We start from the raw sequence: 23073 nt of genomic DNA, 5'->3' as shown, positions 1-23073 counted from the left end.
GGGACCCCACGTGAACGGACTCAACGTACTACTCACCGGCGCCTGCGGCAGAATCGGCAAGACATTTTTCCAGGCCTCGCAAGACCGCTACCGCTTCACGCTCACTGACCGCATCGCGCCGGATTTCGACCTGGGTGGACACCGTTTCGTACACGCCGACCTCAGCGATAAATCCAGCCTGGCGACCCTGCTCGAAGGCATCGACGTAATCGTGCACCTGTCGGGTATCCCCCACGCCAGTGCCTCATTCAACGAATTGCTGCCCAACAACATACTCGCTACCACCTACCTGTTCGAAGCTGCCGTGGCCGCCGGCGTGCAGCGCCTGGTATTTGCCAGCAGCGCGCAAACCATCGAAGGCTACCCGGTGGATCGCCAGATCACCCCCGGTATGCCGGTGATGCCCGCCAATATGTATGGCGTGAGCAAATGCTATGGCGAGGCGTTGTGTGGCTACTACGCAGCCAAGACGCCGCTGTCGACCATCGCCCTGCGCATCGGCGCTTTTGAATTCCCCGAAACCCACGACCTGAACAACGCCCGCGACCTCAGCGCGTGGCTCAGCCCGCGGGATGCCGTGCAACTGCTGCAACGCTCAGTGGAAACCGTCGGCGTGAAGCACCTGATCGCCCACGGCATCTCCAACAACCGCTTCAAGCGTCTGGATTTGAGCGAAACCACACGTGTGCTGGGCTACCAACCGCTGGATGATGCATTCCAGGTATTTGAAATCCCCATCACTTACTGAGTTTTCACCATGCCCGCCCAATCCACCACCGACGGTATCGACCCGCTCCGCGCCGCCCATATCAGCGCGCGCATCGATCGCCTGCCCGCCGTGGCCACCATCTGGCGCCTGGTGGCGCTGCTGTCCATCGGTGGTTTTTTCGAGCTGTATGACCTGTTCCAGACCGCCTATATCAGCCCCGGCCTGATCAGCGACGGCATTTTTAATACCGGCAGCCAGGGCGTGTTTGGCTTCTCGGACCAGGCTGCGTTCGCCTCGGCAACCTTCCTCGGCCTGTTCCTCGGCGCCAGCCTGCTCAGCCCCATCGCCGACCGCTACGGGCGCCGGGCGATCTTCACCTTTGCATTGATCTGGTACACCGTCGCCACAGTGCTGATGGGTATTCAAACCTCCGCCCTGGGCATCATCTGCATGCGCTTTGTGGTGGGCATCGGCCTGGGCATCGAACTGGTGACTATCGATGCCTACCTCTCGGAACTGGTGCCCAAGCACATGCGCAGTTCGGCGTTTGCCTTTGCGTTTTTCATTCAGTTTCTGTCGGTGCCCGCCGTGGCCTTGATGTCGTGGTGGCTGGTGCCCCAGGCGCCGTTCGGCATCTCCGGCTGGCGCTGGGTGGTGTTGAGCAGCGCGGTGTTTGCGCTGTTTATCTGGCAATTGCGCAAGCGCCTGCCTGAATCGCCGCGTTGGCTGGCACAGAAGGGCCGTTTCGAAGAAGCCGGTGCGATCATGGACAACCTGGAAACACGCTGCCTGAAAGATCACGGCAAGCCCTTGGATGAGCCGCAACCCGAAGCCGTCAGCGTTCAAGGCAGCGGCCGTTTTGCCGATATCTGGCAACCGCCCTACCGTCGCCGCGCCTTGATGCTGATTGTGTTCCATGTGTTCCAGGCCATCGGTTTTTTCGGCTTCGGCAATTGGTTGCCGGCGCTGCTGTCGGGCCAGGGTGTCAGCGTGACCCACAGCTTGATGTACGCCTTTATCATCACCCTCGCCTACCCGCTGGGGCCGTTGCTGTTTGTGAAGGTGGCCAACCGCTTTGAAAACAAATGGCAGATTGTCGGTTCCGCCATGGGCGCGGTGATTTTCGGTAGCCTGTTCGCCCTGCAAACCAGCGCACTGGGGCTGATTTTCTGCGGGGTGATGATCACCTTCTGCAATGCCTGGCTGAGTTTCAGTTATCACTCGTACCAGAGCGAATTGTTCCCCACCAATATCCGCGCACGGGCCGTGGGGTTCTGCTATTCGTTCAGCCGCCTATCTACGGTGTTCAGCAGCCTGTTGATCGGCTTTATCCTCGAACACCTGGGCACGCCAGGGGTGTTGGCGTTTATCGCCAGCAGCATGCTGATCGTGATGATTACCATCAGCTGGTTCGGGCCGCGTACGCGTAACCTCGCGCTGGAAAATATCGCCCACTGACGGCAATGCTTGGCCGCCTGCGGCAGAGTGCTTGCCGCAACGGCCACACGACCCCCAGTAAATAGAGGGTATCGCAACCGGCACACTATTTGCTCCAGCTGTGGAACCGAACATTTACACAGGTGACCGATCATGCTGGTTAACAACAACACCCAAGCCATGTCGACCGTCCAACAGATCAAGCGACCCGATATGGACCCCGCCAACGCCGCCGCCAGCGCGTTGTACAGCGGCGCCCTGCAGGCTGCGCAGCAGAGCATCACGGTGCCATCTGCGCAGAAGGAACTGGACAAGGCTAGTGATCGCATTGACGAAGCGTTCGCCAAGACCCGTGTGCAACTGCAAGCCACGGCGTCCAGCGACGTGCCGGCATCCAGCGCTGCCGGCTCAGCCCGCAGTGAGTTCACCGATTACATGACCAAGACCCCGGCCGAGCGCATTCGCGATCAATTGCTCAAAGAACGGGGCCTGACCCTGGAGCAACTGAACGCCCTGCCGGTGGAAGAGCAAAACGCCTTTGCCAAGCAAGTGTCCGAGCGGCTTCAGCAGCAGCAACAGCAGCAGGTAGCAGCAAAGACGGTTGACCCACAGGCGCAGACGGTGAAAGAGACCCTGGCTGCTATCTAAGCTGCACAGTAGACCAATGTGGGAAGGGGCTTGCCCCTGATGGCATTGGGTCAGCCACCCAATGCAGTGACTGACACTCCGTCATCGGGGGCAAGCCCCCTCCCACATTTGGATCTCCTTTGACATGGGATCAGCAGAGTTTTCGACTATTGCAGTTGCAGCGTCGAATTGAACTGACTGATTGCATCCACCACATGCCGCGAGCCTTCCTGAATTTCAAGAATCACCTGCCCCGCTTCGTTGGCCAGTTCTACCCCAAGCCCCGTGCGGCTCAAGCTCGACTGCATGCTCGTCACCGCACTCAATGACAGGTCGTGGTTCTTGCGCACCACATCCACTATCTCCACCGTCGCCTGGCTGGTGCGGGCCGCGAGGCTGCGCACTTCATCGGCCACCACTGCGAACCCACGTCCATGCTCACCGGCTCGCGCCGCTTCAATCGCGGCGTTGAGCGCCAGCATATTGGTTTGTTCGGCAATGCTGCGGATGGTCTGCACGATGGCGCCGATGATGTCGGACTGTTTGTTGACCGCATCGATGCTGTGGGCAGCCTGGTTCAAGTCGCTGGAGATAGCCTCGATGATCTGTACCGTTTGCTGCACCACCTGCGAGCCCTTGCGTGCGCAGGCGTCGTTTTGTACGGAAGTGGCGTGGGCCGAATCAGCGGCGGTGCGCAGGGTGGTGACCTGGTCGGTGATGTCGCTGGCAAATTTCACCACTTTGTACAGGCGCCCATTGGTATCGAAGATCGGGTTGTAGGACGCCTCCAGAAACAAGGTCTTGCCGTATTTGTTTTTACGCTCGAAGCGATGGGAGTGGTATTCGCCGCGATTGAGGGAGGCCCAGAATGCCTTGTAGGCCGGCGACTCCACTTCACTGCGATGACAGAACATGCTGTGGTGCTGGCCGATGATTTCCTCCCGTGAGTACTGCACGGTACGCAGGAAATTGTCGTTGGCATTCAGGATCTGGCCCTGGGGCGTGAACTCGATTACCGCCATGGAACGGCCAATGGCGTCGATCAGGCTCTGGTTTTCGTGTTCATGGTGCACCCGTGCAGAAATATCCGACGCCACTTTGATCACACTGCGTACCTGGTTGTCGCTGTCCAGCACCGGCATGTAGCTGGCTTCAAGCCATACCTCTTCACCGCGCTTGTTCAAACGCATGAAGGTGCCACTGAGCGCCTCGCCCCGCGCCAGGTCACGCCACAACTTGCTGTATTCGTCGGTGTGGGTGTAGGCCTCATCGCAGAAAATGCGGTGATGTTTACCGCGGATCTCATCGACGCTGTAACCCATGCTCTTGCAGAAATTTTCGTTGGCTTCGAGGATCACGCCTGTGCGATCAAACTCGATCATCGCCATGGAACGGCTGATGGCTGCGAGCTTGGCATTGGCTTCGGTGAGGGCACAGGAAAAACGCTGGATTTCTTGCAGGTCGGATTTGTGCTGGCGGTTGAACATGGTCAGATCACCCTTGAGTCCCGGCGCCTGAACGGCGCATTCCATTCTTGTGTTGGTAAACCTTCACGGGGAAATAACCATTCAAAACGCTTTATAGGCCAAGCATCATTAACGGTCCTGGGTGAGCATAGACAGGGGTTGGCGCTATGCAAGGCCACTAATCAGCCAGCATTGCCAACCGGGCGCTGGCGGCGCGCACCCCATGTTCTGAAATGCGCTCAATCGATGAGAGGGGCTTATTCGGGCTTGAAGACAATCTGCTGCACGTCGACCTTTCTAGGGATCAGGCCGTTGGCAAAAAACAGGTCCGCCGTGCGCTGCTGATTGGCGACGTCGATCGTCTGCAACGGACGGATCGGCGCGGGCGAGCGGTGCTCGAAGTAGCTTTTGACCACCGCCGGTGGCAGGCCAAGGGTGCCGGCCATCAATGCGATGCTTTCATCGGGTTGGTCGAGTGATAGTCGCTGCGCCTTGCCGAGGGTCTGGATAATGGTGGCGATGGCCTGGGGATGTTGCTGGGCGAACGGGCCGTTGACCACAAAAAAACTGCCGGCAGGGTTAAGGCCCTGGCCATCACCCAGCACGCGAGCAGAGCCGTCGACTACGGCGGCCGAGTAGTACGGGTCCCAGACCACCCAGGCATCGACCTTGCCTTGTTCGAAGGCCGCACGGCCGTCAGAAGGCGACAGGTACACCACGTTCACGTCCTTCCATTGCAAACCGGCGCGCAGCAGGCTCTTGAGGAACAGGTTGTGTGCACTGGAGCCCTTGAGCAACGCCACGCGCTTGCCCTTGAGCTCCGCGACGTTCTGCACGGTGCTGGCCTTGGGCACCAGCACGGCTTCGGTCTTGCCGTCGTTGGGCTCGACGGCAAAGTACTGCAAGTCGATGCCGGCCGCCTGGGCAAAGATCGGCGGGATGTCACCGATATTGCCGATATCCAGGCTGCCCGCATTGAGTGCCTCGATCAGCGGCGGGCCGCCGAGGAATTCGGTCCATTGCACCTGGGTGCCGGGCAGCGCAGCTTCGAAGAGCTTGTGCTCACGGGCGAGCACCATACTCACCGAGCTTTTCTGGTAGCCGATGCGCAGGGTGGGAGGTTCGGCGGCGAGCGCAGGCTGGGCCAGGACGGTGAGCGCCAGCAGCGAACCCCCTAGTAGTTTTTTCAGTTTTTTCATGGGTTGCCTCATGGTCGTGATCGTGAGCGGATTGGCCGTGTGCAGTGAGTCAGGCGTGGCGTTCATTCCAGGCACAACCGCAGGCGGCCGTTAAGGGCGCGGGCCATGTAATCACTGACCGAGCGCTGGGAAATGCCCAGCTCGGCGGCGATCGCGGGGTACGTCAGGCCATTGAGTCGGGACAACAGGAACGTCGCCCTGACCTTGGCCGGCAGGCCGTCGAGCCACTGGTCGACGGCCTGCAGCGCCTCGCACGTCTGGGCCAGGTTTTCGGGGGACGGCACGCTAAAGGCTTCATCGTTATCCAGGGCGTCGAGATAGGCGCGCTCCAGGTCACGTCGCCGCCACAGCTGATACATCAGGCGCTGGGCAATGGTGGTGAGCAAGGCGCGAGGCTGACGGATCGGGGCGACGTCGAGTGCGCTCAGGAGCTGGACAAAGGTGTCGGCGGCGATGTCTTCGGCGTGTGCACGGGAATCGAGTTGACGATACAAGCGGCTGCACAACCAGGCGTAATGGCTGCGGAACAGTGCGTCCACGTAGGCGGGGTGAGAGGTGTCGGCGCCGGACATAGTGGCTCCTGTCGAGTAGGGTGCGCGTTATGTCCGGTGTTCCGGTAGAGCGATCCTAGCAAGGCCTCTTATTCTTTAATAATATTTAAAATGCATTTTTATATAGCTTTATTGAATATCCGTATAGCCAAGGCTGGCGGCTTGCCGTTGGTAATCCAACAGCACCTGATAGTCGTCTTCGCTAGCGGGGAGCACGGCTTGCACACCAAGGGTTTGCACCACCTGCGGCAGGTCTTGCAACGCCAGGTTCATCGCTTCGCGGACCTGCTTCAGCTGCACATCGCTCAAGCCCGGCGGGCCGATATAGGGCAAGGTCGGGCTCGGCGCGCTGCGGGTAACCATGCGCAAACCCGCGACCTCTTCGGGCACGAAACGCGCCAGGTAGTCGTAGGTCACGCTGTCGATGGCAGCAAGGTCCGCGCGATCTTCACGCAGCCAGCGCAGGCTCTCACGGTGGGCACCGCTGACGGCGACGCTGGCGAAGAAACGCCCGTCGCGCTGCAACGGTGCCAGGCAGTGGCGCAGTAGGTTCATGCCACTGTTGGAGTCGTGGCCGTTGATCACCCCGCGGCTGTTGTAGAACTGCGCCAGGATAGTACGTGGGTTGTCAACACGGCTCAGCAACAGGCTGCAGTGTTCGCCATTGCTGCTATGGGGCAGCTCGTAGCGGGGGCGACCGACGACGCGAACCTGGCCACGCAGTTGGGTCATCAGCGGGTAGCCGCAGGTTTGGGTGACGAGCAATTCTGGCGCCAGCCACAGGCCGGGCAAGTCGAGGTGGTCGGCGTTACGCCGATGCAGGCCCAAGCGTTCAAGGATGCGCGCAAGCCACTGTTGATTGGCTTGCGCGATGGGCTCCGGGGCGACATACATGCGCAACTCGGCATAGTGCTCACTCATGGGCATCTCTCAGGCAAAGGGGTGCCGAGGGCTGTCGATAGCCTTGAGGCCATGGCGGCCGATCAACTGGCCGTAGCCTTGTACCAGGAACCCACCGCTGCGCGTCAGCCACTGCTCGCGGCGGGCGCGATACACCCTCGGCAGCAAGAACCAGGGAAGTTTCGGCAGGTCGTGGTGCACCAGGTGCAGGTTGTTGTTGAGGAACAGCCAGCGCCAGGGCCAGGACGCTTCGTTGAGCACCGTGCGCTGTTCCGGCCGCGGATGCGGGCGATGTTCATAGTAGGAACGGATCGACGCCAGCGACAAGGCCGGCACGCTCACCAGCAGCAGGTAATGCCACACCGGCAAGGCACTGTAATGGGCGATAAAACCCAGCATCAACAGGGTCACGGCGCCGTGGGCCAGCCACATCGGCCAAACCTCTGGCAGGCGTTGCCATTGATCGTGCACCAACCGGCTGATGGCCAGGGGTGCCGCCAGCAGCAAGCGACCGAATACGGTCTTGGTCAGCCAATGCACGCTGCGTTGCAAGCGCGAGCTGGCGTCCCACTGCTGTTGGTTAAGGTAGCGGCTTTCCGGGTCGATGCCGGGCAGGGTCAGGTCTTCGTCGTGATGATGCAACAGGTGGCTGTCGCGATACAGGGTATAGGGGTACCAAACGGCAAACGGCGCGTAACCGAGCAGTTTGTTCACCAACGGCAAACGGGTGGGATGGCCGTGTAGCAACTCGTGTTGCAGCGACAGCCAGAGGGTCACCAACGGGATCAGCAACAAGGTGCTGCACCACAGGCCCAGCCAGTGGCTGGCAAGCAACACACCGAACCAGCCGGCATACACGCCGAGCAACAGCAGCCAGGTCGGCCATTCGGTCTTCGCAGTAAAACTTGCAGCCAGGGCTTGAATTTCCCGGCGGTGGCTCAGGTCAAGGTAGTTGGCCATCGGCAGCTCAGAGCAGGTGTTTCCTACCCTGTGCCGCGAGACGCGCCAATCTTGCAGATCCTTTGGTTCTAAGCTTGTAACTCAGTGACCGAACAGGCCGGTCTCGGACTTCTTGGCTTTCTTGTCCGCACGCTTTTCATCGGCGGTCTTTGCCGGTTTTTTCTTCGCGGCTTTCTTTGAATCCATACCTTTGGCCATGATGCATGCTCAACTTAAGGGGATGTAGCACTGGGTATACCACCTATTGCCCGGCAGAAGGCGCTTATAATCCCCGGCCCTGACCCCGCTGGCCCAAAGACCATGCCCGAACTGCACATCGAACCGCTGGCAGAGCCTCTGTGGCCACTGTTGAACAAGTTTTACCGCAGCCACAACTCTTCGATGAAGACCCTCAAGGGCGGCCGTTTGTGGGTAGCTCGCGACGGCGAGATCGTGGCTGGGTTGTGCTTGAGCCCGGTGGTGGGTGGGCAGTGGCTGACGGGGGTGTTTGTCGATCCGGCCTATCGCGGCCAGGGGTTGGCGGCACGCTTGATTGAGCAGGCGGTAGCCGGAGTGGAGGGTACGGTGTGGCTGCTGTGCCATCCGGATCTGGAGGGGTTGTATCAGCGTATGGGGTTCAGTCAGGACACGCTGCTGCCGCAGTCCCTCAGCGAGCGGTTGGTGCGCTACAAACGGAACAAGCCGATGATTGCGATGGGGTTCTCAATCACCTGAATGATGCCGGATAAAAATGTGGGAGGGGGCTTGCTCCCGATGGCGGAGTGTCCGTCGCTGAAATGTCGACCGGTCCACCGCTATCGGGAGCAAGCCCCCTCCCACATTGGGACCTCAGGTAGCCTGGTGTTTATTCGTCAGCTGTCGGATCCAATTCCGGAAACATCACTTCGATAAACCCGAACTTGCTGAAATCAGTGATCCGCGACGGGTACAGCCGACCGATCAAGTGGTCGCACTCATGCTGCACCACCCGTGCATGAAAGCCGTCGGCAAAACGCACAATCGGCTCGCCCTTGGGGTCGAAACCTTCGTAGCGGATCTGTTGATAACGGTTCACGGCGCCGCGCAAACCGGGCACCGACAGGCAGCCTTCGAAGCCCTCTTCCAGCGCCGGGCTCAGGGGCGTGATAAGCGGGTTGATCAGGATGGTCTGCGGTACAGGCGGCGCCTCCGGGTAGCGTTCGCTGGCCTCGAAACCGAAAATCACCAGTTGCAGGTCGACACCAATCTGCGGTGCAGCCAGGCCAACACCGCCCACGTGTTCCATGGTCTGGAACATGTCGTCGATCAGTTGCCATAACTCGGGGCTGTCGAACATTTCCGGCGGCACCGGTGGAGCGATACGCAGCAGGCGCTCGTCGCCCATTTTCAGGATTTCACGGATCATCGCGGCACTTCTTCAGGAGTGGGCTTGGAGTGGTCCCGGCCTAGGCCCGAGACGTGCTGTTTTTCATCGGTGTGTCCGGGTTCGTCAAACTCCTTTTCACCTGGGTCCTTGCCTTCGGCCGACATGTGTTCGATCACGGCATTCATCTCCGCACCCAGCAGTAACACGGCGGCGGAAATATAGAAGTACAGGAGCAGGACAATGATCGCGCCGATGCTGCCATACATGGCGTTGTAGTCGGCGAAGGTCTTGACGTAATAACCAAAGCCCAGGGAAGCCACGATCCACACCACCACGGCCAACACCGAGCCTGGGGTAATGAAGCGGAATTTCTGCTCGACGTCCGGCATCACGTAATACATGAGTGCCACGGCGAACATCAGCAGGATCACGATCAATGGCCAGCGCAGGATGGTCCACAGGGTGACGACGAACTCCTGCATGCCGATCTGCCCGGCCAGCCACTCCATGACCTGCGGGCCAAGCACCATCAGCGCAGCGGCGGCCAGCAACATGCCGGCAATGCCGACGGTGTAGAAAATCGACAGGGGGAAGCGCTTCCAGATCGGCCGGCCTTCGACGACGTCATAGGCCGCGTTCATCGCACTCATCATCAGGCGTACGCCCGCAGAGGCTGTCCACAGCGCGATGACGATACCAACCGAAAGCAAGCCACCCTTGGACTGTTGCAACTGGTCGATGACCGGGTTGACCTGCTCCAGCGCCTGGGGCGGCAACACCAGCTCCGACTGCAGGCGCAGCCAGGTGAAGAAGTCCGGCAGATGCAGGAAACCGATCAGGGCAATCAGAAATAGCAGGAAGGGGAACAACGAGAACAGCATCTGATAGGCCAGTGCCGAGGCGTAGGTCGGCATCTCGTCATCGACGAATTCCGTGACGGTGCGTATCAGCACCTTGTGCAGCTTGAGACCATCGAGTACCGGAAAAATCATAGCGTCTCCTTTCGCCGCAAAGAGGTTGAGTTCGTGGGCGACTCAGGGGCCGTTTTCTACATCAAAGTAGCCCATTTGGCGACTTTGAAACAATTTCCAAAATTTAGTTGCAACAGTTCACACAAAAACGGCCATCCGTGGATGGCCGCCATACTGCTGGGCAAACCCAGGAGAACGCCTTATTCGGTGGCTTTTTTCACCGCGTCCTTGGTTTTCCCGACTGCTTGCTGCGCTTCACCTTTTTTCTCTTGGATCACGCCTTCAGCACGCAGCTTGTCGTTGTCTGTGACTTTGCCGACACCCTGCTTGATGTTGCCGACCGCTTCGTTCGCCAAACCTTTTGCCTTATCCGATGTGCTGCTCATGGTATTTCTCCTGGAACAATCGAGGGTTTTGGTCATTACGTAGAGGTTGACCCAGGGCGCTTCGGCAGAGTTTCAATTATTTTCGCGAGGCATTTTATCGCCTGCCGCAGGTTTGGCTTTATGTTTTGCGGCCAACCCACGAGAATGCCCGGCACATTCAGGCTGCAACGCTGAATAACAGATCCCGTAGGAAGGTTATGAAACTCAATAAAGCACAGGCTATCGCCCGCAGAAACCAGGAACTGGGCGGTGCCGTACTCGGCGTCAACAACTGCCATTTCACCGACCTGGACCACAAGCGCAACATCTGGTGGTTCGACCTGCCCGTTGCGCGGATTGCCGTGGGCCAGTACGAGTGGATCCATCTGCTGATGCATAACGCCGAGACGGACCAGTTGTTGCACCTGAAGGTGCCGACTGTGTTTCTGCGCGAAAAGCTGGAAGGGTTGGTGGTACGCAATGCGGGCAAGCGCAAGCCGGAGATAACCCTGGAACTGAGCGCCGACAAGGACTCGTTCCTCAAGGATGTACGCCCGGCGGGTGCCGGCGTGAGCTTTGCCCAGTTCACTCTGTAACCATCGCCCCTAACCGGCGAGAGCGTGACTGCTGTGCCAGCAGTCAGGCTCTCGCGCACTTTCAGGCGGTTGCCACTGACCGACCGGCAATACGCTGAGCCAGGGCGATGGCAAACAGGCAAAACAGCGACATGACCAGAATCCCCATCATCAGCCCCATGGCGGTGCTGGTGTGCCCCTCAGAGAAAAAGAACAGCGCCAGTGCCGCGCCCGCCATCTTGATCGCGCCTTGCAGCGCACTCCCGGTACCGGCATGTTTTGCCTGGCCATGCAGACTGATCCCCAACAGCAAGGGTGAGGACAGGCCACAGCCGAGAGCGACCAAAAAGCCATACGCCACCAGCGCCGGGGCCGTGACCAGCTTGAATGCCTGGAGAACCAGCGGAGCGAGCGCCGCCAACACCGTCAGCGCCACCAGGGACGTCATCAGGATGCGCTCAGGCGAGTAACGATTCAAAAACCGCTTGGTCAGGTAAGAACCCAAGACGATACCCGCAGAGTAGCCAACGAACAGCAGGCCGTTTTCCTGGCTCTGCAGATGGAACTGCAATTGATAGATGAATGGGCTCGCGGTGAAGTAGCCGATGGTGATCGCAAACAGTACCGCAGAGACCAGGCTGTAAACCATGAAGTTGAAGTCGCGCAGCAGTACTTTGAAACCCTCAAGCCGTTTGGAAGGCACGCCCTGCAGCGGAGCTGTTTCAACCAGTGTGGCCTTGATAAATACGGCGCCGAGCAGCGTGATCAGGGTCAGTGCGTAGAAATTATATTGCCAAGGAAGTGCAGCAGTAATAAAACCACCCAGCACCGGCGCAAGCGCAGGCGAGACCTGGGACGCCATGGAGAACACCGTCAGCGATTTGGACAACTCGGTTTTATCTTTGAACGTATCGCTCAATATTGCCCGGCTTATCACGGGGCAACCGCCAGCACCGATGCCTGTTAACAAACGAAACAGATAGAGCGCCTGAATACTGTCCGCCGTCGACGTCAGGTAATTGCCCAAGGCGCCGAGGGCAAGGGAGACCATAATCACCGGTACCCGCCCTTTTCTATCGGAGATCGGCCCATACACCAACTGGGACAGTGCAAAGCCTGCCAGATAGAAGACCACCAGGTTTTGGGACTGCGCGTCAGTTACCGAAAATACCCGTGCAATCTCCGGCAAGGCGGGGTTGTACAAGTCAATGGAAAACAACCCCAATACCAGGATCAGGCAGGAGTTGGTGATCACCATTCTAGAATTCACGACAGGCTCCTTACAGTAATGGATGGTCTTTCAAGCGTGTGCCGTATTCGCTATTGGGCGTGGTATGTCGCCCGTCGCATTTGATTTCAATCAGATGAGGTGCGGCGGTGCTCATGATGCTTTCAATACAATCTTGCAAGGCCTGTGGGGAGTCCACGCACGTCGCGCTCACGCCCAGGCTCTGGGCAAACAGGCACCAGTTGTAATCGGGAATTTGCGTCAGCGCGGGTAAGTTGTCTTTGTTATTGAAGTAACTTGCCGAATAGGACCGGTTATTGAAAACGACGAAGACGATATTCAACCCATGTTTCGCGGCGGTCGATAACTCAAGGCCCTGCATCAGCATGCAGCCATCACCGGTAATCACCATGGTTTTGCCATCGGGGCGGGCGAAACTTGCACCGATGCCTGCCGGGATACTCCAGCCCATCGGGCCTAATGTGGTTGCCGATAAATAGGCCGCCGCTCCCCGCGCGGTCCAGTAGTGGCCGAAGAAGGATCGATGGGAGCCCGAATCGACACACACCACGCCATCACTGGGGAAAAACGCTTGCAGCACCGGGATATAGGCGGCGGGATGGTCGGCAAGATTGCCCGTAGCTTTGGCATCGACCGGGTAATGCAGCGGCACCCGTTGAAGATCATTCGACCATCTGGAGCGACTCTCCTGGCTGGCCTCCAGCTCTTGTGCGTGAACCTCGCTGACCAGCCTCAGGAAACCCTCCCCCGTCGCCACCACACCGTGATCAATATCAAGATACCGTCCCAGATAATCTGGGTTCTCATCCACCTGGATCGCGCCAAATTGAGGCCTTAGCTCATGGGACCAGAGCATGGTGCTCCATTGAGTGGTATCGAGCCCAAGGAGAATCACACCGTCCACACCGCCCTTGAACGCCTCGATAGCGCGCTTGTTTCCCGAATAACCGTAAACGCCCAAAGCGTTGGGATGGTCCTCCGGGAACAGCCCTTTGGCGCTCAAGGTGGTCGCGACCGGAATCGAAAAGCGCTCGGAAAATGCCAGGAGCGCAGCGCCAACCTTGGAGTTTTTGCAACGTAGCCCCGCGAGAATGACGAGATTGGTCGAGCGCTTGAACACGGCCTTGATCGCCGCGCTTTTGATCTTTTCAACGGCAAGCGCTTGGTTGCTCCACGACTCCAGTACGTTGGCGGCGATATCGGCGCGGCTCGTGGATTTCTCGTACAGTGCTTCCTTGCTGACGGCCAAGTAGGTCGGGCCTTTTTCCAGGCCTTTCAACAACCGCACCGATTCGCGCAAAAACGCCGACAAGGGTTGCCCTGCCTTGACCTCGAGGGCACTGCGGGTGATGGGTTTGAATACATCACACAGATTCACGCCGGTTTGGCTCCCGTCCTGCAGCACGTTTTGCATTTCCAGCGATGACGCAATCTGGCCCGACAAGAGCAAGACCGACTGGTGGTCCGTGTAAGCGGAAGCGATCCCGGTCAGCGCGTTGGTAACACCCGGCCCGCCTATCACCAGGCACACCCCGAATGTTTCACTGGCACGCGCATAGCCTTCGGCCATATAGGACGCGCCTGTTTCACACGCTGTAACCACCGGTTCAATGTCAAGCGTTGTAGAGCCATCACTGGGATAACAACGCATAAACGCATTGATCAACTTGCCAGGCACCATGAAGAAGTGCGTAACCCCCAAAGACTGAAGTTGGCGAAGAATGTAATGTGCACCGGTTTCGCCAGTACTTTGCAATTCCATTGCAAATCCCCTGTTCAGATCTCGATAAATGTGATGTTCTCGCCCTTCATCTTCAACACGGCATCTTGTGAAAAAGAAGAGGGGTAGCGCACATTGGGCATATCGGCAAAATATGGCTTGGGGCTGTTGGGCAAATAGTCCGAAACATGCAGGCTGCGCTCAGCCCGGGCACGCAGGTAGGTAATGTAGGATGCGTTATGTTTGGTCGAAGCAGAAACAGTCCATTGAATGGCCAGCTTTGTTTCCACAGGCGTCTGATCCGGCGCACTGCTGCGATGAGTTACTCGATTATCCCAAATAACCAGATCGCCGGCCTTACTCATGATCGTGCGCTCGAATTTTACCGGTTCGGCGAGCCTGATCTTGACTTCATCTTTACTGAGCTTGTGCGATCCCGGCAGTAAGGTGATGCCGCCGCCCGACACAGGATCATTATCTTGAAGATAATAAGCACACTGTAAGAATTCGGGAAATGCGCTAGGCGAAATCACTTCGTCGGGAAGAAAGTACGCATCATTGTGCCATGGTATATAAACGCTCTCGCGCACCGTAAAATTCGGTAACAGCGAAAAATCCGACTGAAAAATATCCTTTATCGCCTGAATAGCACTAGGATGGAGCAGTGCATTGACCATATCACTAAATTGCAGAAACGCCGTTGGCAACAGCGTGCTCTGCTCGGTCTCTGCCAAACTATGGACATACGTTTTACGCAACTTTTCCACCTGCTCGCTGTAGAGTACTCCTGGAATAACGACGTACCCATCCCGCTCAAGCTTTTCTCGAAAATTCATGATCTATAATCCGTTATATAGAGGGTGACCCAGGCCGCCCTCCCTTTAATTCAAAGATAAAAAGTCAGACTTCAACATGCTTGGCGGCTGTCGAGCTTTCTTCAAACGACACGCCCAGACGTTCAAACTCCTGGAAGAAATCCGGAAAGGAACAATGAACGTCCTGATAACCATCCAACTCATTAAGCTGTTGGCACCGCAAGGAAGCCACAAACAATGACATGAAAATTCGATGGTCACCCCAGGCTGACAACACTGCATCACCGGCGTAACTCGGTTCACCACGAATAACGAAGCCATCGTAGACGCCGTTTTTAAACAACGGCTGTATGTCCACACCCATTTTCACCAGCTCGGTCACCATCGCCTCAATGCGTGGCGACTTGTGCAAGCGCGTAATGGAGCCGCCGGTCACTTTGAACTCACCCTGCACATAAGCACCGATCGCCGCCAGTGTCGGCACAATATTGGGGTAATCACTCGCATCGAAATGATACTTGCCTTTTAACTCAGCCAACTTATTAACAATGCGTACTTCATTGGCAGCGTCATTGAACTCAACATTGACGCCCAGCGCCTCGGCCACTTTGAGAATCGCACGCTCGCCCTGCAAACTCTTGCTGTTCATGTTCTTGAGCGTCAACTCGCCCGGAAAGATGATGCCGGCCGCGATCAAATAGGACGATGAGGTGTAGTCACCGACGATCGTATAGTTCGCGCTGCGATAGTGGCCGGGATACACCGTAATTTGTGAATAGTCAGCGTTCACCTCATAGCTGATCCCCGCGGTGCTGAGGGTTTCCAAAGTCTGCTTGATATACGAAAGCGACAGAATTTCACCGCGGATATTCACCACCGTAGGTTGTTTGGCGAGGGGGGCGCAGAACAGAATCGCAGTGATGAATTGCGAGCTGATATTGCCCTCAATCGTACACTCTCCCCCTTTATAACCCCCCCAGTTCACAATCGGGGCCTTGCCACTGTGGTTGATGCATGAAATATGGGCCCCCAGCCCTTCCAGGGCGACAAACAAAGGCTCCATGACACGCCCCCGCAGAACTTCATCACCGGTAATAACCGCCGGCGTCGTTGTAAAGCACGTCAACGCAGCAAACACTCGAAATACCAACCCGGAGCCTAGAGCGTCGATCACCTTCTTTTCGGGCTTGATCAAGCCGCCTGTGCCAGTTACCACTAATCTGCCTGGTTGCTCCTCAATAATTGCACCAATACTACGACATGCCTTTTTCATTGTTTCGGTTTCAAGGCAACGAAGGTCGTTGTAAATATAAGAAGTTCCCGAGGCGAGGCTGGCGGCAATAATTGCCCGTTGTGTTTCAGGTTTTGAGGACGGGATGGTGGCGATAGTGCCGATCGATGAGGTAGGAAAGACTTTCAAGCGTTTTTGGGTCGACATGCATTGCTCCCTAAGACAGTAGATCCAATGTGATCGGCGAGCGGGCATTACGCTCACCGACGCGACAGAAATATCTTGTTACAACCACTAAAAACCTATCCTAGGGTTTAACGCGTTTCAAATAACAAAATGGAATAAGATTGGATCCAATCTATGACTCATTGAATTTTTTCGTTTTACTTCAATCCGTTACGGCACACAAAAAAAAGCGAAATCCATAAAAAAACCGCCATCGCTGGCGGTTTAAATTTTAAAAACTCTACTATTTCATATGGCACAACGACATCTTTGGCTATCCATTAGAAGATACCCGGGTAGGCGCCGCCATCGATAAGGATGTTCTGACCGGTCACATAGGCAGCCTGATGACTGCATAAAAAAGCACACAATGCAGCGAACTCAGTCGGGTCACCAAAGCGCCCCGCCGGAATGGTTGCCAGTCGACTTTCAGCCATAGCGTTCACTGTTTTTCCTGAACGCTCTGCCGCCACTTGAAAGGTATTTTCCAATCGCTCGGTTTTGAACGCACCGGGGAGAATATTATTGATCGTGGTGTTTCTCGACGCGAAGTCTTTCTGACGCGCCAAGCCCGCCACAAAACCGGTAAGCCCACATCGGACTGAGGTTGAAAGCCCCAATGCATCCAGGGGCGCTTTAACCGCGCCGGAAGTTATATTGATTATCCGGCCGAAGCCTCGACCTGCCATGGAATCGATCACTGACTTGATGAGTTCGATAGGTGCCAACATATTGGTATCAATTGCTGCACGCCACTCTTGATCGGTCCATTCACGAAAGTTCCCAGGCTTGGGCCCCCCGGCATTATTGATCAATATATCAACTTGCGGGGCAGCATCGACCAATGCCTGGCGAATCGAAGGGTCAGTAATATCACCTACCACCGTGATGACTTCTCCCTCAGGGTTTCTGAGTTTCAAACGCTGTGCGGCAGCCTCTAAGTCAGGCGCCCCCCGTGCGTTAATCACGATGTTTACCCCCTCGTCCGCAAGCGCCTGGGCACAGCTATAACCCAACCCTTTACTGGCAGCGCAGACGACAGCCCATTTACCTCTAATCCCTAAGTCCATCATCACTCCTCGATCAGCCGTCAACTTGCAAGCGTCGCGTATTTAGCGAGCGTGCGTCGTTATTAGTCGATATCACACAAGCCCGTGGAGTGACAAGCCGGGCATTACGCCGCGCCAGAGGCAAAAAAATACCCCTCAGCGAGGGGTACTTTTCAATTCACGCTTTACCGGGCTATTTCTTCACACCCAGCTTTTTCAGTTCTTCATCACGCAATTCACGCCGCAGAATCTTGCCGACGTTAGTTGTAGGCAACGCATCACGGAACTCAACAGCCTTGGGCACCTTGTAGCCGGTGACGTTGGCGCGCATGTGCTCCATCACCTGGTCCTTGGTGAGGGTGGCGCCTGGCTTGACCACGATGAAGATCTTGATGTGCTCTCCGGACTTCTCGTCCGGCACACCGATGGCTGCGCACTGCAACACGCCCGGCAGGCCTGCCAGTACGTCTTCCAGTTCGTTGGGGTAGACGTTGAAGCCGGAGACCAGAATCATGTCTTTCTTGCGGTCGACAATGCGCATATAGCCGTCTGGCTGGATGATCGCGATGTCACCGGTTTTTAGCCAACCTTCGCTGTCGAGCATCTCGGCGGTGGCGTCTTCGCGCTGCCAGTAGCCCTTCATGACTTGCGGGCCTTTGACGCACAGCTCGCCGGTTTCACCCAGCGCCAACTCGGTACCGTCGTCGGCGATGACTTTACACACTGTGGACGGTACCGGAATGCCAATGGTGCCGATCTGGATATGCTGGATCGGGTTCACCGTGGCCACCGGGCTGGTTTCGGTCATGCCGTAGCCTTCGCAGATACCACAGCCGGTCACGGCCTTCCAACGCTCGGCGGCCGCCAATTGCAGGGCCATGCCGCCCGACAGGGTGACTTTGAGCGCGGAGAAATCGAGTTTGCGGAAGGCTTCGTTGTTGCACAGCGCCACGAACAGCGTATTCAAGCCGACGAACCCGCTGAACTTCCACTTCGACAGTTCCTTGACCATCGCCGGCAGGTCACGCGGGTTGCTGATCAGGATGTTGTGGTTGCCGATCAGCATCATCGCCATGCAGTGAAAGGTGAAGGCATAGATGTGGTACAGCGGCAGCGGTGTGATCAGGATCTCGCAGCCTTCGTTGAGGTTGGACCCCATCAGCGCCTTGCATTGCAGCATGTTGGCGACGAGGTTGCGGTGGGTCAGCATCGCGCCCTTGGCCACACCGGTGGTACCGCCGGTATATTGCAACACCGCCACATCGCTGCTGGCCGGGCTGACATCATTCACCGGCTGGCCATGGCCCTTGGCAAGCACGTCATTGAACGTGATGGCCTGGGGCAAGTGATAGGCCGGGACCATCTTCTTCACGTACTTGATCACGCTGTTGATCAGCAGGCGCTTGAACGGCGACAGCAGGTCGGCGACTTCAGTGACGATCACATGCTTGACGGCGGTCTTGGGCACGACTTTTTCAGCCAGGTGCGCCATGTTGGCCAGGCAAACCAGGGCCTTGGCCCCGGAATCATTGAATTGATGTTCCATTTCCCGCGCGGTGTACAGCGGGTTGGTGTTGACCACGATCAGGCCGGCACGAATGGCGCCGAACACGGCGACCGGGTATTGCAGGACGTTGGGCAGTTGCACGGCGATTCGATCGCCAGGCTTCAAGTCGGTATGCTGTTGCAGATACGCGGCAAATGCCCCGGACAATTCGTAGAGTTCACCGTAGGTGATGGTCTTGCCCAGGTTGCTGAAAGCCGGTTTGTTGGCGAAGCGCTGGCAGGACTGCTTCAGTACCGCCTGAATATTCGGATACTCGTCTGGATTGATCTGTGCAGCAATCCCGGCGGGGTACTTATCCTTCCAAAAGTCTTCATTCATGGAAGCCCACTCCTCAGCGACGCGAATTCATCATCGCATTTGATGCGATTATTATTGGTGTATGTTTTTAGGTGAATCTGGCGCTTTCAAGCAGGCCGAGACGTCACAAAGCGCGCCGAGAGTAGCAGCTTTGCCGAGGGCCGCCTAGAGCCAAAAGAGAGCCCTACAGTCATAAACATGACTCAAGAATATCCAATGGTCACTTTTAGAGCAAAAATTCTATATCAATGAAATACGCTCTGGAATGGGCTTTCCTGGGCGACGGATAACAAATGTGGGAGGGGGCTTGCTCCCGATAGCGGTGGATCAGCCAAAGACTCTGTTGACTGACACACTGCTATCGGGAGCAAGCCCCCTCCCACATTTTGACCCTATTTCAATTCAGGCGATGTCGCGAAGCTCGCGCCGCAGAATTTTCCCCACCGGCGTCATCGGCAAAGACTCCCTCAGCACAATGTGCTTGGGCACCTTGTACCCCGTGAAATTGGCCTTGCAGTACGCCTTCAGCTCCTCAATGCTCACCCCTTGGGCCCGCGCTACCACGAACAGCTTCACCGCCTCCCCCGTGCGCTCGTCCGGCACGCCGATCACCGCGCAGCTGGCTACGGCCGGGTGGGCCATCACCACATCTTCGATTTCGTTGGGATAGACATTGAAGCCGGAGACGATAATCAGGTCTTTCTTGCGATCAACAATGCTGACATAGCCGTCGGTGTCGATCACGGCAATGTCACCGGTCTTGAGCCAGCCTTCAGCGTCCAGGGTTTCGGCGGTGGCCTGGGGTTGCTGCCAGTACCCCTTCATCACCTGCGGGCCCTGGATGCATAACTCGCCGCGCTCACCCAACGGCAGTTCGTGCCCTTGATCATCAACCACTTTCATGGCGGTGCCCGGCACCGGAATGCCCACGGTCCCCAGGCGCGACAGGCCGCCGTACGGGTTGGTGCTGGCCACTGGTGAAGTTTCGGTGAGGCCGTAGCCTTCGCCGATGGAGCAACCGGTCAGCGCCTTCCACCGTTCCGCCGTGGCCTTGACCAGAGCTGTGCCGCCGGAGTTGGTGATCTTGAGATGGGAGAAATCCAGGCTCTTGAAATCCGGGTGATCCATCAACGCCACAAACAGGGTGTTGAGCCCCAGCAGCCCGGTGAAGCGCCACTGCTTGAGCTCCTTGATAAAGCCGCCAATGTCCCGTGGGTTGGTGATCAGCACGTTGTGGTTGCCGGACACCATCATGCACATGCAGTTCGCCGTGAATGCATAGATATGGTACAGCGGCAGCGGTGCGATCATGACCTCCTGCCCTTCCTTGATCAGCGGGTGGCCGTCTTCACCCAGTTGCGACATGCACGCCCGCACCTGCTGCATGTTCGCCACCAGGTTGCCATGGGTGAGCATCGCGCCCTTGGCCAGGCCGGTGGTGCCGCCGGTGTATTGCAGCACGGCAATATCGTCCAGGGTTACCGGATGGCGCGTCACCCCAAGGCCCGCGCCCATGCGCAACGCACGCTTGAACGACACAGCCCGTGGCAGGTGGTAGGCCGGGACCATCTTCTTCACCTTGTCGACCACGGTGTTGACCAGCCAGCCTTTGGCGGCGGGCATGAAGTCGCCCATCCTGGCTTCGATCAAGTAGTCGATCTCGGTGTCGGTGCAGACCTCCTGCACCCGCGAACCGAACAGGTTGAGGTACACCAGCGCCCGCACACCTGCGTCCTTGAACTGGTGGCGCATCTCGCGGGGGGTGTACAGCGGGTTGGTATTGACCACGATCAGCCCGGCGCGCAATGCGCCGAATACCGCAACCGGATAATGCAGCACATTAGGCATTTGCACCGCGATGCGCTCGCCAGGCTTGAGGTCGGTGTGCTGTTGAAGGTAACCGGCGAACGCCGCACTCTGGCGTTCAAGCTCGGCGTAGGTCAGGGTAATGCCCATGTTGCTGAACGCCGGACGGTCGGCAAAGGTCTTGCAGGAACGCTCGAAAACTTCGATCACCGACTTGTAGGTGGTGAGGTCGATGTCATTGGGAACGCCCGCTGCGCGTTTGTCATTCCAGAAATCAGGTTGCATTATTCTTGTCCTCTTACCTGAGTATGTCCGGCCGCTTTAAGCGTTTATAAAAAGCGGAGCTTTGGGGACGTTAGCAGCTATGAGCAAACAGGCAAATACGCTAAATCGTGTCATTGATTGTATGAATCTTGCGTCTAACGTGTAGGCAGATACCCCGCAACTCTGCGAATGAGCTATACACTGCAACGACCCTGAGCAAAGGAAGCCGCCATGACCCACAGCACCTTCTGGCTGACCGCGAATGACCACAGCCGCCTGTACGTCAATCAATGGCTGCCAGACACCCCGCCCAAGGCGGTGGTGATGCTCTCCCACGGCATGGCCGAACACAGTGGTCGTTATGCTCGCCTGGCCGACGCCTTGTGCAGCGCCGGCTACGGGGTGTATGCGCTGGACCAGCGCGGTCATGGGCGTACTGCCGATGAGGGCACCCTGGGGCTGTACGCTGAAAAGGATGGCTGGAACAAAGTGGTCGGCGACCTGGCCAGCCTCAACCAGCATATCGGCCAGCAAAAACCGGACCTGCCGATTATTTTGCTCGGCCACAGCATGGGCAGCTACATCGCCCAGGGCTATTTGCTGCACCACAGCGCCAGCCTGCATGGCGCGATTCTCAGCGGTTCGAATTTCCAGCCGGTGGCGTTGTATAGCGCGGCACGGCTGATCGCACGCATCGAACGCATGCGCCAGGGGTTGCGCGGCCGCAGTGCGTTGATCGAGTTCCTGTCATTCGGCTCGTTCAACAAAGCGTTCAAACCCAATCGCACCGCCTGCGACTGGCTGAGCCGCGACCCGGACGAAGTCGACAAGTACATCAACGACCCGCTCTGCGGTTTTCGCTGCACCAACCAGTTATGGATCGACCTGCTGGGCGGCTTGCAGCAAATCAGCAAAGCGTCCAATCTCGCGCAGATCGACCCGGGCTTGCCGATCCTGGTGATGGGCGGCGAATGTGATCCGGTAAGTGAAGGCAAGCGTCTCAAGGACCTGGCCCATGCCCTGCGTGAGGCCGGCTGCCAGAACATACAATTGAACCTCTACCCGCAGGCGCGGCATGAAGTATTCAACGAAACCAACCGTGATGAAGTCACCGCCGACCTTCTGAGCTGGCTGGAACAGGCGCTGACGTTGCGCAGGCCAGCCCGCTGCGAATAGTTTTTGCTTTAAAATCAGCCGATTAATTACCGATAAGCCACAGGATGCACCTTTAGATGACCCAGGTAACCAACACCCCGTACGAGGCGCTCGAAGTGGGCCAGACCGCCAGCTTCAGCAAGACCGTCGAAGAGCGTGATATCCAGTTGTTTGCCGCCATGTCCGGCGACCACAACCCGGTGCACCTGGATGCCGAATACGCCAAGGCAACCATGTTCAAGGAGCGCATTGCCCACGGCATGTTCAGCGGTGCGCTGATCAGTGCGGCCGTAGCCTGCGAGCTGCCTGGGCCGGGCACGATTTATATCGGCCAGCAGATGACCTTCCAGAAGCCGGTCAAGATTGGCGACACCCTTACCGTGCGCCTGGAAATCCTTGAAAAACTGCCAAAGTTTCGCGTACGCATCGCTACACGCGTATTCAACCAGCGTGATGAGTTGGTGGTAGATGGCGAGGCAGAGATTCTGGCGCCTCGCAAGCAGCAGGTGGTGACGTTGACCGAGTTGCCGCCGATCAGCATTGGCTGAGGCTGACTGCAATCTCTGCATTTACACAATACAAATGTGGGA

General features: G+C 57.5%; 22 protein-coding genes. 7 read left to right on the top strand and 15 right to left on the bottom strand.

Annotated features, from left to right (window positions below; all coding sequences use genetic code 11):
• Positions 1-10 precede the first annotated feature (10 nt).
• The 3 genes from E4P00_RS05205 (at position 11) to E4P00_RS05195 (ending at position 2794) form a co-directional block, all read left to right on the top strand.
• Positions 11-748 (top strand): NAD(P)-dependent oxidoreductase, encoded by a 738-nt coding sequence (locus tag E4P00_RS05205; RefSeq protein ID WP_032879781.1) that lies wholly within the window; start codon positions 11-13, stop codon positions 746-748.
• A gap of 9 nt (positions 749-757) precedes the next feature.
• Positions 758-2167, top strand: a complete 1410-nt coding sequence (locus E4P00_RS05200; protein ID WP_078822143.1) for an MFS transporter — start codon at positions 758-760, stop codon at positions 2165-2167.
• A gap of 132 nt (positions 2168-2299) precedes the next feature.
• Entirely contained in the window at positions 2300-2794 is a 495-nt protein-coding gene (locus E4P00_RS05195) for a hypothetical protein (protein ID WP_078822144.1), read from the top strand.
• 146 nt (positions 2795-2940) lie between these two features.
• Here the strand turns inward: E4P00_RS05195 and E4P00_RS05190 are convergent, their stop codons facing one another.
• The 5 genes from E4P00_RS05190 to E4P00_RS05170 all read right to left on the bottom strand — a co-directional run bounded on the left by E4P00_RS05190 (position 2941) and on the right by E4P00_RS05170 (position 7849).
• On the bottom strand, positions 2941-4260 hold the full coding sequence (locus E4P00_RS05190) for a PAS domain-containing methyl-accepting chemotaxis protein (RefSeq protein WP_078822307.1): 1320 nt from the start codon (positions 4258-4260) through the stop codon (positions 2941-2943).
• A 236-nt stretch (positions 4261-4496) separates the two neighbouring features.
• Positions 4497-5438, bottom strand: a complete 942-nt coding sequence (locus E4P00_RS05185; RefSeq protein WP_078822145.1) for an aliphatic sulfonate ABC transporter substrate-binding protein — start codon at positions 5436-5438, stop codon at positions 4497-4499.
• Between the two features lie 62 nt (positions 5439-5500).
• Complete coding sequence (locus E4P00_RS05180; protein WP_248130862.1) at positions 5501-6010, bottom strand: sigma-70 family RNA polymerase sigma factor; 510 nt, start codon at positions 6008-6010, stop codon at positions 5501-5503.
• Between the two features lie 108 nt (positions 6011-6118).
• A complete protein-coding gene (locus tag E4P00_RS05175) occupies positions 6119-6910 on the bottom strand; it encodes a PhnD/SsuA/transferrin family substrate-binding protein (protein ID WP_248130859.1) in 792 nt (263 codons plus the stop codon).
• A 9-nt stretch (positions 6911-6919) separates the two neighbouring features.
• Positions 6920-7849 carry a fatty acid desaturase gene (locus E4P00_RS05170; RefSeq protein WP_078822148.1) on the bottom strand — a complete coding sequence of 310 codons (930 nt, stop codon included), beginning with the start codon at positions 7847-7849 and terminating at the stop codon, positions 6920-6922.
• 300 nt (positions 7850-8149) lie between these two features.
• Here E4P00_RS05170 and E4P00_RS05165 point away from each other — a divergent pair, with 300 nt between their 5' ends.
• On the top strand, positions 8150-8563 hold the full coding sequence (locus tag E4P00_RS05165) for a GNAT family N-acetyltransferase (protein ID WP_248130856.1): 414 nt from the start codon (positions 8150-8152) through the stop codon (positions 8561-8563).
• A 130-nt stretch (positions 8564-8693) separates the two neighbouring features.
• Here the strand turns inward: E4P00_RS05165 and def are convergent, their stop codons facing one another.
• From def to E4P00_RS05150, 3 genes are all read right to left on the bottom strand, one after another.
• Positions 8694-9233, bottom strand: coding sequence for a peptide deformylase (gene def, locus E4P00_RS05160; RefSeq protein ID WP_078822150.1), 540 nt, complete (start codon positions 9231-9233; stop codon positions 8694-8696).
• Positions 9230-10186 carry a YihY/virulence factor BrkB family protein gene (locus tag E4P00_RS05155; RefSeq protein ID WP_005790736.1) on the bottom strand — a complete coding sequence of 319 codons (957 nt, stop codon included), beginning with the start codon at positions 10184-10186 and terminating at the stop codon, positions 9230-9232. The genes def and E4P00_RS05155 overlap by 4 nt, the downstream gene beginning before the upstream one ends.
• Positions 10187-10365: 179 nt before the next feature.
• A complete protein-coding gene (locus E4P00_RS05150; RefSeq protein WP_032879770.1) occupies positions 10366-10551 on the bottom strand; it encodes a CsbD family protein in 186 nt (61 codons plus the stop codon).
• Between the two features lie 197 nt (positions 10552-10748).
• On the opposite strand from E4P00_RS05150, the gene E4P00_RS05145 reads away from it, so the two are divergent.
• The gene (locus tag E4P00_RS05145) at positions 10749-11126 is read left to right on the top strand and encodes a hypothetical protein (protein ID WP_005790741.1); all 378 of its coding nucleotides are present in this window, start codon (positions 10749-10751) and stop codon (positions 11124-11126) included.
• A gap of 61 nt (positions 11127-11187) precedes the next feature.
• On the opposite strand, the gene E4P00_RS05140 is transcribed toward E4P00_RS05145, so the two are convergent.
• The 7 genes from E4P00_RS05140 to fadD2 all read right to left on the bottom strand — a co-directional run bounded on the left by E4P00_RS05140 (position 11188) and on the right by fadD2 (position 21349).
• Complete coding sequence (locus E4P00_RS05140; protein ID WP_005790744.1) at positions 11188-12375, bottom strand: multidrug effflux MFS transporter; 1188 nt, start codon at positions 12373-12375, stop codon at positions 11188-11190.
• Between the two features lie 10 nt (positions 12376-12385).
• Positions 12386-14116, bottom strand: a complete 1731-nt coding sequence (locus tag E4P00_RS05135) for a thiamine pyrophosphate-binding protein (RefSeq protein ID WP_248130854.1) — start codon at positions 14114-14116, stop codon at positions 12386-12388.
• Between the two features lie 14 nt (positions 14117-14130).
• Complete coding sequence (locus E4P00_RS05130) at positions 14131-14910, bottom strand: phytanoyl-CoA dioxygenase family protein (RefSeq protein WP_078822153.1); 780 nt, start codon at positions 14908-14910, stop codon at positions 14131-14133.
• A gap of 64 nt (positions 14911-14974) precedes the next feature.
• Complete coding sequence (gene aroA / locus E4P00_RS05125; RefSeq protein WP_032879766.1) at positions 14975-16327, bottom strand: 3-phosphoshikimate 1-carboxyvinyltransferase; 1353 nt, start codon at positions 16325-16327, stop codon at positions 14975-14977.
• A 299-nt stretch (positions 16328-16626) separates the two neighbouring features.
• On the bottom strand, positions 16627-17415 hold the full coding sequence (locus tag E4P00_RS05120) for an SDR family oxidoreductase (protein WP_248130852.1): 789 nt from the start codon (positions 17413-17415) through the stop codon (positions 16627-16629).
• Positions 17416-17587: 172 nt separating this feature from the next.
• The gene (gene fadD1, locus E4P00_RS05115) at positions 17588-19279 is read right to left on the bottom strand and encodes a long-chain-fatty-acid--CoA ligase FadD1 (RefSeq protein ID WP_005790755.1); all 1692 of its coding nucleotides are present in this window, start codon (positions 19277-19279) and stop codon (positions 17588-17590) included.
• A gap of 381 nt (positions 19280-19660) precedes the next feature.
• A complete protein-coding gene (fadD2, locus tag E4P00_RS05110; RefSeq protein ID WP_078822156.1) occupies positions 19661-21349 on the bottom strand; it encodes a long-chain-fatty-acid--CoA ligase FadD2 in 1689 nt (562 codons plus the stop codon).
• 210 nt (positions 21350-21559) lie between these two features.
• Between fadD2 and E4P00_RS05105 the strand changes: the two genes are divergently transcribed.
• Positions 21560-22504 (top strand): alpha/beta hydrolase, encoded by a 945-nt coding sequence (locus E4P00_RS05105; RefSeq protein WP_216092011.1) that lies wholly within the window; start codon positions 21560-21562, stop codon positions 22502-22504.
• 56 nt (positions 22505-22560) lie between these two features.
• Entirely contained in the window at positions 22561-23031 is a 471-nt protein-coding gene (locus E4P00_RS05100) for a MaoC family dehydratase (protein ID WP_003193747.1), read from the top strand.
• Positions 23032-23073: the final 42 nt, after the last annotated feature.

The sequence above is a fragment of the Pseudomonas sp. B329 genome (genome assembly GCF_023127835.1).
Lineage (GTDB): Bacteria > Pseudomonadota > Gammaproteobacteria > Pseudomonadales > Pseudomonadaceae > Aquipseudomonas > Aquipseudomonas synxantha_A.
Note: the sequence above shows the minus strand (reverse complement) of the source record. Positions and strands in the feature narration are given on the sequence as shown.